We start from the raw sequence: 16,105 nt of genomic DNA on the forward strand, positions 1-16,105 counted from the left end.
TATTGATGCTTTGAAGCCATTTTAATCTGTTAGTAATCTGCGGTACATCATTTTTACGCTAACCTCACTCCTTAAAAAGTAATCAAGTTGTAATAAACACGACGGTAGCGATAGCGGCGCGTTTAGGGTAAAATCCGCATCCGATTTCTAGCTTGGCGCCTAATGTGCCACAATTGTCATACTATAGACGACATATCGTAGAGAACTCATGAACAGAAAACAGAAGATGATCAAAAAGACCGCTAAACGTGCCAAGGCTCGCCTTAATAAGCACACTGCGCCTACGATCAAAAAATATGTGTCTAAAGCAGAGCGTGCTGAACAGCAAGCGAAACTAGAGGCTGAAGCCGCTGAGCAAGCATTACTTGCAACAGAAGGCACCGCAGAAGCTGACCTTTCAGCTGCTGATACAGCAGAAACAAACGAAGAAAAAGCAACACCTGCAAGCTAGCCCATTTTACGGTTAGCGAGTTGACCTCAAGCCAACTCACTCTTTTGCATCACTATGCGCTTCGTTAGATTGAGCTTACTTGGTTGACGCTTTCTCGTCTGTACCAATAAGCTCAGCCACTTTATTACTCGCAACGCAATCTTGCTCTTCATTCACCATTGCCATGTTAGCGCATGATGATGACATGGGATTTTGACTACTTAAGCTTAATTCCTCATCAAACTCTGTCTTATCTTCCGCTTGTGTGACGCTCTCGCGCAACTCACTCGCAGACACACTACCTGTCGCCATATTTTGCACTTTATCGACTAGTCGATAAGCCACCACGACACCCAATACACCAAAGATAATCGAACCTATTGCTTGGCCAACAAGCACTCCATATACTCCACCCCATTGGGCGCCAAAATACACAAAAGGGATAGTGCCCACAGTGGCTTTACCCACGTTAAATAAGGTTGAATATTTGGCCTTGCCTAAATTGTTAAAGGAAGCATTAGCGACAAATAAAATCCCTGAAAAAACAAAAAACACTGCGATATACGAACAGAAAAATAAGATTAACTCTGCCGCATCACCTTTCATATCAAACACACTGACAATTTGATGGCGAGTAAGAAACAGCAGTAAAGACACTGCGATGACGTATACGGCACAAAATTGAATGGCTCGGGTGAGCGACTCTTTCACTCGCTCAAATTCCAACGCGCCAAAGTTTTGCCCAACAATTGGACCCACTGCGCCAGATAAGGCGAAAATCATCCCAAATGACACCGGAATTAATCGGCCAAGTACCGCCCAACCAGCCACGTAACTGTCACCAAAATCGGCAATAGCGCGGGTAACCACCGCATTACCAATTGGTGTTGCCACGTTAGTTAGCATTGCAGGGCCTGCAATTGCAAAAATGGGTTTTAAGTCTTCCACAAAGTGATCAAAGTTAAAACGGCCAAGTAAATTGTGCTTAACCACCACCCCTTTTGCAGCGACAGCGAATACCGCAAAACGCGCCATCACCGACGCAACCGCAGCCCCTTCAATGCCCATAGCGAACATAAAGATAAATATCGGGTCAAATACAGCGTTAACACCGCCACCGATTAAGGTCGATACCATAGACAATTTGGCATCGCCCACAGCCCTTAGTGCACTGCCTAACGCCATTGCTAAGCAAATAAGCGGTAGTGATGGCACCAAGATATTAAGATAACTTTCAGCCAGCTCAGCAGTTTTACCAGTGGCGCCGACTAACTTTAATAAATCAGGGATAAAAAGATAAACGGTAATCGCAACTAAAATGCTCATCAGTAAGGTCACCACCAAACTGTTAAGCAGTAATCGTTTCGCTTTTTTCGTTTCTTTAGCGCCAATAGAGCGAGACACTAAAGCCCCTAGCGCAATAGATAACCCGATACCAATTGAGGTGGTGAAAAATGAAATCGTGCCCGCATAACCGACCGCAGCCGCCAGCTCTAACTCACCTAATAAACTAAGGAAAAAAATATCTAATAAGTCGACCACGAACAGCGCAGAGATCCCCACTGCCGCTGTTGAGCTCATCACTAAAATATGTCGTAAAATCGATCCCTGTACAAACTTGGCTACCGCCATAACACCTCTTAGCCTTTGGCTAGTCCTTTAACTAAATACATTCAAAACATGTAAGTGATTTACAATTCACTCTCTAATTCGCTGCCACAATGATCGCAATACAATGCGTTGTTTTCATGACCAACTTTTAAACAGTTACTGCAACGTCTTAAATCTCTTGTACGGCCAATTTCTTGCGATATTTCTGCGGTCAAAATACCGGTTGGTATCGCAATAATTGAATAACCCAGTAGCATAGTAAATGCTGCGATGGCCTGACCTAATGGCGTACCCGGTGTGATATCGCCATACCCTACTGTGGTAATGGTCACGATTGTCCAATAAATAGACTTGGGGATTGAAGTAAAACCATTATTCGGCCCTTCAACCACATACATTACGGCGCTCAGAACAACCACGATCAGGCTAACAGAGAAAAAGAAGATAAACACCTTACGCCCTGATTGCAGCATGGCTCGCAATAACAGATTACCTTCACTTAAATAACGCAGCAGCTTTAATACTCTAAAGATCCTGAATAAGCGCAAGATCCTAATAACCATAGTGAAGTTAGCACCCGGGAACAGCAGTGCCAAATACGTTGGTAATACCGATAAAAGGTCAACTACGCCATAAAAACTTCTCGCGTAACTGAGCGGCTTAGCCGAACAATAGAGCCTAAGAATGTACTCTATCGTAAAAATAAAGGTAAAGCCCCACTCCAGCATCACGATAATATCGCCATATTTCGCGTGAACACGCGCCACTGTATCAAGAAAAACTAACGCCACACTTAATACAATGCACACCATCAAACTGAGGTCAAAGTAGCGCCCTGCGGGAGTATCAGTACCGAAAATTACCCGACGTAACTTAAGTTTAAATTGGCTTTCTAAATCTTTCTCTGTTGCCATTATTGCAGCAACTCCTTACAAAAAAGTGATGTTTGCTCTCGTCGACTTCAGTCGACGGATCAATGTTTTAAAATCAATAATGCTAATAGTGTGACACGCAAAAGATCAGAGCTCAAAAATAATCTTAGCCTTTGCCGTCAACACGGGCGGAATTTTAAGGTAATATGCCATTATTCATTTATCGCTAATTCGTCTGTCTGCAAGGTTTTCTAATGCGTTTTTTAGCTCTATCACTTAGCTTAGTTCTATTGGCCGTCAGCAGTTTCTTATCCAATTTTGCTTGGGCAGCCCCAAAGATAGATTTAGTCGTTGTGACAAAGTCAGAATCCAGCATGAAGGTATTACGTCGAGGTAAAGTCCTAAAAACCTACCGCATTGCTATGGGCGATAGCCCTGTAGGCCATAAGCTCACCGAAGGTGACCAACGTACTCCAGAAGGTCGCTACATATTAGATTATAAAAAATCTGATAGCGCATATTACCGGGCGATCCATATCTCTTACCCTAACGATGAAGACAGATTACGTGCCAATGCGTTAGGCATTAGTCCTGGTGGACAGATTATGATCCACGGCGAGAATCCCAATTCCAGCCTGTCACCAGAAGAAGCACAAATGTATAACTGGACCGACGGTTGTATCGCTGTGACTAACGCCGAAATGGATGAACTTTGGCAAATGATTGATGCAGGCACACCTATTGAAATCTGGCCATAATAGGCCTCTTTGCAAGTCATATTTATCGGATTTTTTAATATTTTACCATCACTCTCCACGCCCTTTTAGCATTAAGGCTCACCCATGACATACCAAGAATTAATCAATAGCTGGCCGGTATTTAGCCAGCGTATACAAGCGTTTACTCAAGAGTTAGGCTTAGATAAGCTAACACTAGAATGTGATCATAGCGCCTTAAGAGTGAATACGAATGCAAGCGCTGACCAGCTTAGACAAGACTTCGCTAACGTCGGCACGATTATTTCAGACAACATGATTAATGGCCGCCCAATTTTAATTATTGAGCTAAACACGCCACTTTTGATGGGTACCAATACTATTGAATGTGTTGAACTGCCTTACCCTGGTGAAAAAGCTTATTCAAAGGAGGGCTGGGAGCATATAGAGCTTGTGCTCGATTGCGGCGCTAACAATTGCGACATGCTAACCCAATCCCTGCTTGAACAAGCACCACAGCTAGCACCAGTATTAGCGGGACAAACTGACATCAAAGTGAAGCTAAGCTCACCACAAGGGGATAAAGAGCGCTTGCCCAACCCTACTATCGCCTTCAAGAAAGATGGCCTATGCGTAAAGGTTCACTCTCACGGTATTAAAGCTGTTATCGCCTCAGAAGCAGAGTAACCACTTAATCAATAAAAGTGCCCCACCAGCGCGTAAAGTTATCAGCCATTCAAGTACATCATGGAGACTGAGTTGATCCCTCAGCCTCCAATACCCGTATTTCTTTAAAGTCACGACATCGGTAACTTTGTAAGGACAACAAACGTGAATGTATTGATAGTAGGCGGCTCTGGTGGCATAGGCTTGGCACTGGTAGAACATTATTTAGCGACAAATACAGCAACCGTATTTGCCACCTATCGCACAAATAAGCCTGCACTTAATCACCCAAAACTGATTTGGTACAAGGTAAATGTCACGGTAGAAAGTGACATTGAAGAACTTGCTAAGCTTTTACCAAAGCTAAACTTATTAATTAATGCAGTAGGTATGCTGCATGATGGCGAACATAACCCAGAGAAAAGCGTTAAAGAGTTTGATAGCAACTTTTTCAATAAAAATATTGTTATTAATGTCACTCCGAGTTTATTACTCGCTAGTCATTTTGCAGAGCACTTGAAATCGAAAGCCACAAGCCACTTTGTGACTGTTTCCGCCAAAATTGGCAGTATCGAAGATAATCGTCTTGGGGGCTGGGTAAGCTATAGAAGCTCAAAGGCGGCGCTCAACATGGCAATGAAAACCATCAGTATCGAGTGGCGCTTTAAGCAGACTAATACCTGCGTATTGGTGTTTCACCCTGGGACCACTGACACAGAGTTATCAAAACGATTTCAGCGTAATGTGCCTGAAGGAAAACTGTTTACTGCTGAATATGTGGCCGACTGTTTAAGCAGCATCGTCCGTAATACCAGTGCGAGTGATACAGGAAAATTCTATAGTTATGACGGCTCGATTTTACCTTGGTAAGTAAACACTGAATATTAAATTTACCGAATCGAAGATTTGAAAATACGCGCTAATCAAGATGTAAACTAGCGGTACCGGAAAGCTTGGCTTTGCCATGCCTGATAGAACGTAAAAACTCAGAAATAGCACAAATAGCTAAACTCAGTGTTATCACTAACTCAATACCTACATGGCTAGTTAAACTTTGAGTAAATGGTTGCTCGCTATATATCAATAATCCCATTATACGACCTGCGTTAAATACGCTCACGATAATGATAACGGGGCAAATAATCAAACCGAACCAAAACCAGAATCCTTTGAAAAATCTCAACGTTATATCCCTTAACTATTTGGTTGTTATAAAAAGCCCGAACTTCATTTCAGGCTTTTTTGCTTTCGCGCTCCTCAATACCTGATGATTTACAAGCTCAGCAAGTAGTCTAAACCACCTGTGATTGCCGCTACTTGGGCGACAATGCAGTTTTCATCATCAGATAATGGGCTGTCTGGGTACACTTCTGTCGTCGTTACATATTTAGCATCCGTTACACCGGCACATAAACCAAGGGCTTTAGTGGCGTAATTAATCACGCCAAACTGCGCTAAATCAACGCCAATTAGCTTGCCGTCATCATCGGCTGGGGCAATATGGGTGACTTGCTCTACTGATTTGATAATCGCAGTTTGAAATTCATCTTGCGGATGAATGGTGTCACCAACAAGATAAAAACCATCCGGGATATTCCAGTTAGTATGCTCAACAGCATCACGTGCCGACAATGCAGGTCTAAATTCGCTGTTATCGGTATCAGTGGTTTCATGTAGGTCGATATGAGCAAATATCTCAACATCTAAACCCGCTAACAGCTTGATTAACGCTGCCGACTCCTCAGCAGGGCTATCAGCATAGAAAGAGCGGTTCGGGTCGATTGCTTTTGGGTTCCAGCGGTTAATGGTTTCATATCCCCAAGGGCTGATACACGGCGCCACTAGAATATTAAAATGCTTGGCATAATCAGCGGCTTTAGTTTCAGCAAAACGGATGGCGCCTTGTACGCCACTTGTTTCATAACCGTGCACGCCACCAGTTACCAAAATCGTCGCTTTATTGGCATCCCAATTTTTTGATTTAACCGCCAACAATGGATAACGCTCAACATCATAAGAAAGAGCGCCATACTGCTCAACATCAAATAGGCCTTTTAACGCCTGTACCTTAACGAGTACTTCATCTTGATAAGAGCGCTTAATCGACTGAACATTGATCCACTGAGCTTTTTCAGCGTCGCCCCATTTCTGACCTTTTACGCCTATTGCGTGCACTTGCTGATCCATTTTTGATTCCTTTTGGCTTGGTTTTGTCTCCAAGCTCTTCTATACCTAATACAGTAAAAAGACTAACCTGATCCCAGCGCCTTTTAACTCCAGCGCTAAATTACTCGAGAGCATAAACGTGATATAGATTGATATCAATGTCGTTATCCGTAATAGTTTTCAATCAGGTAGTTAGAGCTGCCAACCTATTCTTCATTTTACAAGGATGAATTTTATGAATGCATTAAGACATGGATTTTCAATTGGAATAGAAAGAGTTGAGGATGAGTTTTTCCTCACACTCAAAGCAAAGGGTAAGTTAACTCACAGTGACTATCTTGCTATCACACCGGTCATTGATTCCGCATTAGCAGAAGTTAAGCAGCCAAAAATTAAAGCCTTGTTTGATGCTACTGAACTTGAAGGCTGGGAGCTTAGCGCTGCTTGGGATGACCTTAAACTGGGGCTTAAACATGGCAATCAATTTATAAAAATTGCACTTTATGGCAATAAAGGCTGGCAAGAAACCGCGACTAAAATAGGTCGCTGGTTTGTCGCGGGTGAAATGAAATACTTTGACAATGAAGCCGATGCATTTGCGTGGCTAAATGAATAATACCAATTAATTAATAAGCCCTTTAATCAAATAAAAAACGCCAGCAAATGCTGGCGTTTTTTATTTAAATCCACAATGTTAAGCAAGATTAATCACCTACCTGCCAAGGCTCTTGCTGGCGGTGTCTGGCTTGCCTTCCACGCAGGGTAAAGCGTGGCTATCACGCTCATCACAAACGCTAAACACACCACAGTAATGACATCATTCACTTGTAACTGTGAAGGTAAGAAGTCAATAAAGTACACATCCGCCGATAACAACTGAATACCTAATATTGATTCAATACCACGGGCAATAGCGCTTAGGTTTATTGAGATTGTCACACCTAACACCGCGCCGATTACGCAACCTAAAACACCGTTAAAGGCGCCCTGCACCACAAATATCAGCATCACAGAGGCCTTTCTCATGCCCATAGTCAGCAAAATAGCAATCTCAGATTGTTTATCTCGTACAGCCATAACCAAGGTTGAAACGATATTAAAACATGCCACAGCAATAACCAATGCCAGTACTAAATACATCACCATACGCACTAATTGAATATCTTGGTATAAATGCCCTTGGGTGCGAGTCCAGTCGGAAATATACACATATTGCTGCTGGCTATAGCCCAAATCACGAATTAACCGCGGCGCAGCAAACACATCATCAGCCTTAATCCGCACGCCTGAAACGCTATCACCTAAATTTAATGTTTTAGCGGCATACTGCATCGGAATATAAGCGGTGCTCATATCGAGTTCACCGCCCAGCTCAAAAATACCAGACACCACAAAACGGTGACTCTTAGCTGCACCGATTTTGTTTTGTGACTTGCCATTCAGATTGGGCATATAGAGGTTGAGTGACTGACCGACGGTTAAATCTAAACTCTTAGCAAGCCCCTTACCTAACACAATGTTATTGCTGTTATGTTCACTGAGGCTTTGCCAGCTCTTAGGTGACATAAATTGCTGGATGTTAGACACTTTGGCTTCATTGCCAATATCTATGCCCATCACGGTGAGGCCCTGAAAACCGCCCACCTTTTGTACTAAACCTTGCATACGCACAAATGGCGCAGCAGCAGCAATACCAGGCACTTGGCTGGCATCATCCACAATTGATTGCCACTGATGAATAGGCTCATTGACCCCAACTAGTTCACCATGCGACACCACGCCCAATAAGCGTTGCTCTAACTCTTTTTCAAAACCATTCATTGCCGATAGCACAACAATGAGCACCATCACGCCAAGGGCAATACCCGCCGTTGAAGCAAACGAGATAAAGTTAATAAATCGGTTTGATTGGCGCGCAAGATAAAAGCGCCAACCGACCCACATGGCTAACAAACTTCTCATGCAGTCAATTCCTCCGCTTTAACTAAGCGGCCATCTTTCATGTGCAGTTGTCTATCCATTCGCGCGGCTAGCTTTTGATCATGAGTCACTACCACAAAAGCTGTGCCTAGCTGCGCTGCAAGCTCGGTAATGAGCTCATACACGGCTTCACCGCTATTGGCATCGAGGTTACCTGTTGGCTCATCAGCAAGAACCAATTTAGGATCATTAATTAACGCCCTTGCAATCGCCACGCGTTGACGCTCACCACCAGACATTTCAGCCGGAGTGTGAGTTAAACGGTGACCTAAACCAACCCGCTCAAGCAGCGCCTTAGCTTTAGGCTCCACCAGTTTACGACGCTGACCTTGAATAAGTGCGGGCATAGACACATTTTCAAGCGCTGTAAACTCAGGCAGTAAATGATGAAATTGATAAATAAAGCCAACGTTCTCATTGCGGACTTTAGCTTGGCGCTGACTCGATAACTGATACAGATCTTCGCCCAACATAGTAACGGTACCGCTTGTAGGGCTATCGAGTGTCCCCATAATATGCAGCAAGGTACTTTTACCTGAGCCAGAACTACCCACTATCGCTAATTGCTCACCTTTAAATACTTGCAGGTCAACATTGTGTAGCACCTGAGTGTCTACCGACCCTTCTTGGTAACGTTTACTAACATTACTCACTTGTAGCAATAATTCTTGCGTCATTGTTAACTCGCTATTCATCTAAATCTACTCGTATCATCGCTTCTTGGTGTCTAGGCTTATTCATATCTAAGCGCAGTAGCTGGCTGCACATTAGCAGCGCGAATCGCAGGGTAAATGGTGGCTAATAACGTCATAACTAACGTGCCGACCACAATCCAAGTTAATTGGCTAAGCTCTAATTGCACAGGTAAGTTCTGCCCTGCGCCTAAAATAGAGATCCCTAAAAAGTGGGTAATACTATTTAAGTTAAAGGTTAACAACACGCCAACTGTAACGCCGGAAATCAAGCCAAGAATAGCGTTGAGCGAACCTTGAATAAGGAAAACCCCCATCACATTAGGCGTTGTCAGCCCTTGGGTTTTTAACACAGCAACATCGGTGGTTTTGTCGACCACCATCATCACTAATGCAGAAACAATATTAAAAGCAGCAACCGCAATGATAAGACTCAACATTAAGCTCATCATATTTTTTTCCATTTTTACCGCGCCAAAAAGATGACCATAGGTATCACGCCAATCCGTTGTGGTAACAGGCGTTGCAAATTGTGCGGTTACTTTTGGAGCAATTTTAGCGGCGTTAAATGGATCATCTAGATACAAACGCAGCTGCTTAATTTCGCCTGGTGTTTGTCTCATCAGACGCTGCGCATCATCATGATGAACATAAGCAAGCGTGCCATCAACTTGCGAGCCCATTTCAAATATGCCAACAACGGTAAATTTACGCTGACTTGGCACAGGGCCTAACGGCGTATATACCACGCCGTCACCACTTAATACGCGAATTTTATCGCCCGGAGCTACATCCAGAACGCGCGCTAATTCTGCGCCTAAGATAATTCGATACTTACCGGCTTCAAGTAAATCGAAATTGCCGGAATATACATTCTGGGTGGTTTTTAATAAGCTTTTTTCTTGGGCTGGGTAGATCCCATAAACCTGCGCCGCGCCAATATTACTGGCTGACTGCAGCATAGCTTGGGTCGAAATACTTGGCGTAGCGCCCACAACGCCAGGAAGCAGGCTAAGCTTTTCAACTTGCTTTTGCCAGTCCGCTATAGAGCTAGAGGCATGCACGGTTAATTGCGGCACCGCGCCCAAGATACGCTGCTTAAGTTGGCCTTCTAAACCATTCATCACCGAGCTCACAACAATTAATGCCGCCACACCCAATAAAATGCCAGAAACGGAAAATAAGGTAATAAAGGATGCAAATGCATTGGTTTTCTTTGCGCGCCAGTAGCGATAACCTATGTAAAACGATAATGAAAAATTCATTAAAAAACCCAAATAAAATCGACTGATGCTGAAGCCTCAGAGCCAGAATTTAGTCACCCACTAATGCCCCGTTTGCACGAAGAATCATTGCATAACTTGTAATAAGAACTGTAGAACTCAGCGCCAAAGCAAGACATTTTAATGTCTAACCTTGCTAAATCATAAAGATGCGCACGATAATAGGGGTATTAGCCCCCTAAAAACAAGAGGCAACTCCCTTGTTATCCGACTCTACCGCCTATTTTAGTATTATTCACCCATTTGATGCCTATTTGAGTCCTTGGGACAGCGCTAAACCTTTACCAACCGCTGAGCAGTTGAGCATGTTGTTACCCACCAGTTTACAGCTGATCAGCGATGTAAAAGCGTTAGAGTCAGATTGTTTATTGCAATTGCGTCATTTAGACGATGATGCAAAAACTGTGGTGGAATTTTTAAAACTGCAATCACGCAAAATCGATATGGTTTTGCAGCATATTATGGCCAAAGAACAGTACGAAGGTACTCGTTATCAAGGCAGTCATTTTGGCGGCAGTGGATTAGCCATTACTAGCCCTATCGCGCTTGAACTTGGGCAAACGTTTCAAGTGACCTTGCATATCAAAGAAGAGCTGATTGCTATTTTATGTGTTGCTACAGTGCAAAGCTGCCAACAAAAAGCCCTTGAGTCGTCAACGACTCAATTAGTAGAAGCTGCGCCTTATGTCTGTGAACTCAGTTTTAGCGTGATCCAAGAAAATGATGTCGAGCAATTGGTCAAAGCCAGTTTAAGTTTGCAACAAAAGCAACTCAAATTACGCCAACAGGCTCGCTAGCACAAAAAGATTTTTCGCTGGCATGAGTTGAAACAAGCCTCTACAATACTTAGCAACTTTACTGCAAATGGACTTGTTTCCTCGCCTTAATGAATGCTTTCTCTGTATTGACTCCGCCAGCTGTCAAAAGTGCCAAATTGGCACAAACGCTGTGTACACTCGGCGGCGCTGACCAAGCGCTAACCATCGCAAATATTGCTAAGCAACATCAAGGGATCACCCTAGTTGTTACCGCCGACACCCCAACGGCTATAGCGCTCGATACCGAGCTTAGTTATCTGCTTAGTGAACAATCAATATCGATTTGGCTATTTCCAGATAGAGAAACTCTGCCCTACGACAGTTTCTCACCGCATCAAGATCTGGTCTCGCAACGCTTAGAGGCATTATCGCGTATTCCCCAAGCCCAACAAGCTGTGGTCATTGTGCCTATCACCACCTTGATGGTGCGCCTACCACCGCAATCATTCTTAACTGGCAATGTGTTAATGCTAGAAAAAGGCGATAAATATCGCCTGTTAGATGTGCGTGAGCAGCTCATCAATACCGGCTACCATGTGGTTGAGCAGGTCTATGAGCACGGCGAGTTTGCAGTTCGCGGCTCGATTATCGATATTTTTCCTATGGGCTCTAGCCAACCTTATCGAATTGAGCTGTTTGATGATGAAGTGGAAACCATTCGACATTTCGACCCGGAAACCCAACGCTCAAGTAAAGAGATAGATTCAATCCGCCTGTTACCGGCTAAAGAATTCCCAACTGATGACGCTGCGATTGAAGGCTTTAGACAAAGATACCGCCGCCGCTTTGAAGTCTTAGTCAAAGAACCGGGCTCTATCTACCAAATGGTCAGTAAAAAGACCATGCCGGCTGGTATTGAGAATTACCTGCCATTGTTTTTCGACGAAACGGCAACGCTATTTGACTATCTGCCTGACTCAACTCAGCTTGTTAGCGTTGGCGATATTGAAGCCGCGACTCAGTCACACCTTAAAGAAGTTGAAACACGCTATGAAGATAGACGCGTCGATCCATTAAGACCTTTATTAGCGCCGCAAGAGCTGTATTTACTGACGGAGCAAATTTTTGCTAACTTTAAAGCCTTACCTCGCTTTGGGCTTAAAGATCTCAGTTATACCGGTACAGCAATACCGGCAAAGGTCAGCAAGCTGCCGGATATCACAGCTAACCATAAGCTTAAACAGCCACTTGCAGAACTAGAGCAGTACGCAACGCTGGGTGAGCGTATGCTATTTAGCGCCGAATCTGAAGGTCGTAGAGAAGCGCTATTAGAGCTGCTCGGCAAGATTAATATCAAGCCTAAGCTATTTGCACATTTTGATGAATTTGCCAGCAGCAAAACCAAAATAGGTTTAATCGTATCGCCGCTGGCACAAGGCTGCGTGATTGAGAAGAAAACCGGCGGTAAGTTTAGCTTAATCTGTGAAACCGAACTATTTGGTCAGCGGATCTCCCAGCGCCGTCGCCGTGATAAGCAACGCCAAATTAGCTCTGACGCATTAGTTAAAAACCTTGCCGAGCTTAAAGTCGGCCAACCTATAGTGCATTTAGATCATGGTGTTGCCCGTTACCAAGGATTAGAGACCTTAGATACTGGAGGCTTAGTTGCAGAGTACTTAGTATTAGAATACTCAGGCGGCGATAAACTTTATGTACCGGTTTCATCTCTGCATCTCATTAGCCGTTACAGCGTTGGGCCAGATGAGGAAGCAACGCTTAATAAACTCGGTAATGAAAGCTGGGCTAAGGCGAAGAAAAAAGCCGTTGAAAAAATTCGTGATGTAGCAGCAGAGCTGCTCGATGTTTATGCGCGCAGACAAGCCCGTCCAGGTGAAGCTTGCCGTATCGACCAAGAAGAATACGCCCAGTTTGCCAATAGCTTCCCTTATGAAGAAACCGTTGACCAAGAAACGGCTATTGAGGCGGTTCTTGAAGATATGCGTAACCCAACAGCCATGGACCGACTCGTTTGTGGTGATGTGGGCTTTGGTAAAACAGAAGTCGCGATGCGCGCCGCTTTTGTTGCGGTGAACGATGGCAAGCAAGTCGCGATATTGGTGCCCACCACCCTGCTTGCTCAACAACATTATGAAAACTTCAAAGACCGTTTTGCCGATTGGCCATTTAAGATTGAAGTGATGTCGCGTTTTAAAACCGCCAAAGAGCAAACCCAAGTTATGAAAGACTTGCTCGACGGTAAAGTCGATATCGTGATTGGTACGCATAAACTGCTGCAATCTGAGGCTAAATTTGAGAACTTAGGTTTACTCGTTATTGATGAAGAACACCGTTTTGGTGTCAGACAAAAAGAGAAAATTAAAGCGCTACGCGCCAATGTGGATATTTTAACGCTTACGGCTACGCCAATTCCACGTACTTTGAATATGGCGATGTCGGGTATGCGTGACTTATCGATTATTGCTACGCCCCCTGCAAAACGCCTTGCAGTTAAGACCTTTGTTAGAGAGTACGATGAAGCGACAATTCGCGAAGCTTTGCTGCGTGAAATATTAAGGGGCGGCCAAGTTTACTTCTTGCATAACAGTGTTGAAACCATTGAAAAACGCGCTGCTGAAATCAGTGAATTGCTACCTGAAGCGCGTGTAGTTACTGCCCATGGTCAAATGCGTGAGCGTGAACTTGAACGAGTCATGTCTGATTTTTACCATCAGCGCTTTAATGTGCTGGTGTGTACTACCATTATTGAAACTGGTATTGATGTACCATCAGCCAATACGATTGTGATTGAACGCGCCGATAACTTTGGTCTTGCGCAGCTGCATCAGCTACGTGGCCGCGTTGGTCGCTCGCATCACCAAGCTTATGCTTATCTCATGACGCCTCATCCAAAGCGAATGACCAAAGATGCTCGCAAGCGCCTTGAAGCCATTGGCGCGTTAGAAGATCTCGGTGCAGGCTTTATGCTTGCCACTCAAGACCTTGAGATCCGCGGCGCCGGTGAGTTACTCGGTGATGAACAAAGTGGTCATATTTCGAAAATCGGTTTCACTCTCTATATGGAAATGCTCGAAGATGCAGTGAAATCGTTAAAGCAAGGCAAAGAGCCTTCGCTTAACCAGATGCTGCGCCATCAGTGTGAAATCGAGCTAAGAATCCCAGCACTTTTACCCGAAGATTATGTTGCCGATGTGAATATGCGCCTATCTTTATATAAGCGCATTGCAAACTGTGAAACAGCCAAGGCTTTGGATGAATTGAAAGTCGAGCTAATCGATCGCTTCGGTATGTTGCCTGACGCCACCAAAAACTTGATGGAAATGACACTTTATAAGCACTTAGCCACGCAGTTAGGCTTAAGAAAAATCGAAATGCACGCTAAAGGTGGTAGTATAGAGTTTGGTGAAAATAATAAGGTTGATCCAACCTTTATCATCGGCTTACTGCAAACTCAGCCCCAAGTATATCGAATGGACGGGCCCAATAAGCTAAAATTTGCTATGCCGTCTGAAACAGCAAAAGACAGGCTTGCACTACTAAAACTGTTAATTGAGCAGTTGTTTCAACATCGTCTTGGAGAATGATCGTGTTAAGACTATCTAAAAACAAGCTAAGCGCAGCTTTAGCTGTTAGCCTTTTATCTAGCCTATCTGCCAGTGCCGTTGCTGCAGCTGAACGCTGGTTTGAGGTCGAAGTCTATATCTTTGAACGGGATACTCCAACGACCGAACAATGGCCAACAACGGCGGCGACTAAGCAGAATCGTAAGACTGTCGATTTTATTACACCTATGATCAGCACTGATTTAACTGCGCTAAATATGGGTCTCAACGGTTGTACCTCAACTGATTGGGCAACCGATAGCGTGAACTGTAATGAACAACTAAGCAGCGCTAACCATAAAGCGATGGCCGATGTTCCAATGCAAATTTCTGCGTCGACGCCAGCGGCTGCTCATTTAGGCGATGGTGCAGTGCTACTTGCCGAAAGCCAAAGTCAATTTAAAGATATTATGGCAACCATTTCACGTGAAAAAGGTACTACAAGCCTGTTACACATGACATGGCAACAGTCGATGTTACCGCGAAACCGTGCCGTACCCGTTAAATTATTCTCAGGTCATGACTATTCTGAAGAGTTTGAATTTAATGGCCAGCCTATTGAGGCAAGCTCAACGACCTCAGAGTTCGGTAACTTTGATTTTATGGGCAGTCAGTTTGCAACTGATAACAACAAGCCTGTTTGGAAGTTTGACGGAACGATAAATATTTATTTGCAGCACTATCTGTTTATCGAAACAGACTTTAGATTACGTGAAGCGGGCAGTAAAACCGTGTTACTCGCTAACAACGAGTTAAGAGCTAATCCTAATACGTTGGCAAACACTGGGGAAAATGCAGAATCACAAGCGGTCACAACACCGTACCTGTACTCTATTCCGATGACGCAAAATCGCCGGGTACGCAGTGATGAAGTCCATTATTTTGACCATCCTAAAATGGGCATGATTATCCAGATCCGTAAAATGGAACAACCAACAGCTAAAGTCGTTGAGCCAACAAAGGACGTTGCAGAATTACCTGCAACAACACTTTAAAGCTGAATGATTGAAAAATCGAGGTAGATATCATCTGCCTCATCTTCTTCTACAAAGACCTCATCAATCTGTGATGATGGCGAACCGATATGGCACCAACTAATCAGCTTATCGACTGCGGGTTGCCCACCTTGCGCTAAAATCTGCACCGAACCATCACTTAGATTACTGACATACCCCGTAACTCCTAAAGTGTTTGCTTGAGCGAGTGTATTTTGCCGGTAGGAAACGCCCTGAACCCTACCTTTCACTTTTATAACCACACGTTTCATCACGTATTCCTTTTAAGAATCACTCAACTTAGACACTGCCTACA

Annotated in this window: 16 protein-coding genes; 8 read left to right on the forward strand and 8 right to left on the reverse strand. The window is 44.0% G+C overall.

The window, feature by feature from the left end; genetic code table 11:
• The first annotated feature begins 208 nt into the window (after window positions 1-208).
• Window positions 209-451, forward strand: coding sequence for a DUF2986 domain-containing protein (locus AB4298_RS05540; RefSeq protein ID WP_371985965.1), 243 nt, complete (start codon window positions 209-211; stop codon window positions 449-451).
• A gap of 75 nt (window positions 452-526) precedes the next feature.
• Here the strand turns inward: AB4298_RS05540 and AB4298_RS05545 are convergent, their stop codons facing one another.
• Entirely contained in the window at window positions 527-2,062 is a 1,536-nt protein-coding gene (locus tag AB4298_RS05545) for an MATE family efflux transporter (protein ID WP_248999223.1), read from the reverse strand.
• A gap of 59 nt (window positions 2,063-2,121) precedes the next feature.
• Entirely contained in the window at window positions 2,122-2,955 is an 834-nt protein-coding gene (locus AB4298_RS05550; protein ID WP_248999224.1) for an ion transporter, read from the reverse strand.
• Window positions 2,956-3,167: 212 nt separating this feature from the next.
• On the opposite strand from AB4298_RS05550, the gene AB4298_RS05555 reads away from it, so the two are divergent.
• From AB4298_RS05555 to AB4298_RS05565, 3 genes are all read left to right on the forward strand, one after another.
• Window positions 3,168-3,671, forward strand: a complete 504-nt coding sequence (locus AB4298_RS05555) for a L,D-transpeptidase family protein (protein ID WP_371985966.1) — start codon at window positions 3,168-3,170, stop codon at window positions 3,669-3,671.
• Window positions 3,672-3,755: 84 nt separating this feature from the next.
• A complete protein-coding gene (locus AB4298_RS05560) occupies window positions 3,756-4,316 on the forward strand; it encodes a VOC family protein (protein ID WP_371985967.1) in 561 nt (186 codons plus the stop codon).
• Window positions 4,317-4,460: 144 nt separating this feature from the next.
• Entirely contained in the window at window positions 4,461-5,165 is a 705-nt protein-coding gene (locus AB4298_RS05565) for an SDR family NAD(P)-dependent oxidoreductase (RefSeq protein ID WP_371985968.1), read from the forward strand.
• A 49-nt stretch (window positions 5,166-5,214) separates the two neighbouring features.
• Here AB4298_RS05565 and AB4298_RS05570 read toward each other — a convergent pair whose 3' ends face one another.
• Both AB4298_RS05570 and AB4298_RS05575 read right to left on the reverse strand, forming a co-directional pair.
• Entirely contained in the window at window positions 5,215-5,478 is a 264-nt protein-coding gene (locus AB4298_RS05570) for a hypothetical protein (protein ID WP_371985969.1), read from the reverse strand.
• 89 nt (window positions 5,479-5,567) lie between these two features.
• Window positions 5,568-6,482: a M14 family metallopeptidase gene (locus tag AB4298_RS05575; protein WP_371985970.1), complete on the reverse strand. Its 915-nt coding sequence runs from the start codon at window positions 6,480-6,482 to the stop codon at window positions 5,568-5,570.
• 214 nt (window positions 6,483-6,696) lie between these two features.
• Between AB4298_RS05575 and AB4298_RS05580 the strand changes: the two genes are divergently transcribed.
• Window positions 6,697-7,077, forward strand: a complete 381-nt coding sequence (locus tag AB4298_RS05580) for a SpoIIAA family protein (protein WP_248999230.1) — start codon at window positions 6,697-6,699, stop codon at window positions 7,075-7,077.
• Window positions 7,078-7,169: 92 nt separating this feature from the next.
• On the opposite strand, the gene lolE is transcribed toward AB4298_RS05580, so the two are convergent.
• From lolE to AB4298_RS05595, 3 genes are read right to left on the reverse strand one after another with little or no spacing between them, the layout of a single operon-like run.
• A complete protein-coding gene (gene lolE, locus AB4298_RS05585) occupies window positions 7,170-8,423 on the reverse strand; it encodes a lipoprotein-releasing ABC transporter permease subunit LolE (protein ID WP_371985971.1) in 1,254 nt (417 codons plus the stop codon).
• Window positions 8,420-9,118 carry a lipoprotein-releasing ABC transporter ATP-binding protein LolD gene (lolD, locus tag AB4298_RS05590; RefSeq protein ID WP_371985972.1) on the reverse strand — a complete coding sequence of 233 codons (699 nt, stop codon included), beginning with the start codon at window positions 9,116-9,118 and terminating at the stop codon, window positions 8,420-8,422. Before lolD ends, lolE begins: the two co-directional genes overlap by 4 nt.
• A 56-nt stretch (window positions 9,119-9,174) precedes the next feature.
• Window positions 9,175-10,398, reverse strand: coding sequence for a lipoprotein-releasing ABC transporter permease subunit (locus AB4298_RS05595; protein WP_371985973.1), 1,224 nt, complete (start codon window positions 10,396-10,398; stop codon window positions 9,175-9,177).
• A gap of 218 nt (window positions 10,399-10,616) precedes the next feature.
• Between AB4298_RS05595 and AB4298_RS05600 the strand changes: the two genes are divergently transcribed.
• From AB4298_RS05600 to AB4298_RS05610, 3 genes are all read left to right on the forward strand, one after another.
• Complete coding sequence (locus AB4298_RS05600) at window positions 10,617-11,213, forward strand: hypothetical protein (RefSeq protein WP_248999234.1); 597 nt, start codon at window positions 10,617-10,619, stop codon at window positions 11,211-11,213.
• An 89-nt stretch (window positions 11,214-11,302) separates the two neighbouring features.
• Window positions 11,303-14,776: a transcription-repair coupling factor gene (gene mfd / locus AB4298_RS05605; protein ID WP_248999235.1), complete on the forward strand. Its 3,474-nt coding sequence runs from the start codon at window positions 11,303-11,305 to the stop codon at window positions 14,774-14,776.
• Window positions 14,773-15,789, forward strand: coding sequence for a peptidoglycan binding protein CsiV (locus tag AB4298_RS05610; protein WP_371985974.1), 1,017 nt, complete (start codon window positions 14,773-14,775; stop codon window positions 15,787-15,789). Before mfd ends, AB4298_RS05610 begins: the two co-directional genes overlap by 4 nt.
• Here the strand turns inward: AB4298_RS05610 and AB4298_RS05615 are convergent.
• On the reverse strand, window positions 15,786-16,061 hold the full coding sequence (locus tag AB4298_RS05615; RefSeq protein WP_371985975.1) for an acylphosphatase: 276 nt from the start codon (window positions 16,059-16,061) through the stop codon (window positions 15,786-15,788). The two genes, AB4298_RS05610 and AB4298_RS05615, sit on opposite strands and share 4 nt — an antisense overlap.
• Window positions 16,062-16,105 lie beyond the last annotated feature (44 nt).

Source organism: Shewanella sp. 10N.261.52.F9 (assembly GCF_041471165.1).
Taxonomy (GTDB): domain Bacteria; phylum Pseudomonadota; class Gammaproteobacteria; order Enterobacterales; family Shewanellaceae; genus Shewanella; species Shewanella marinintestina.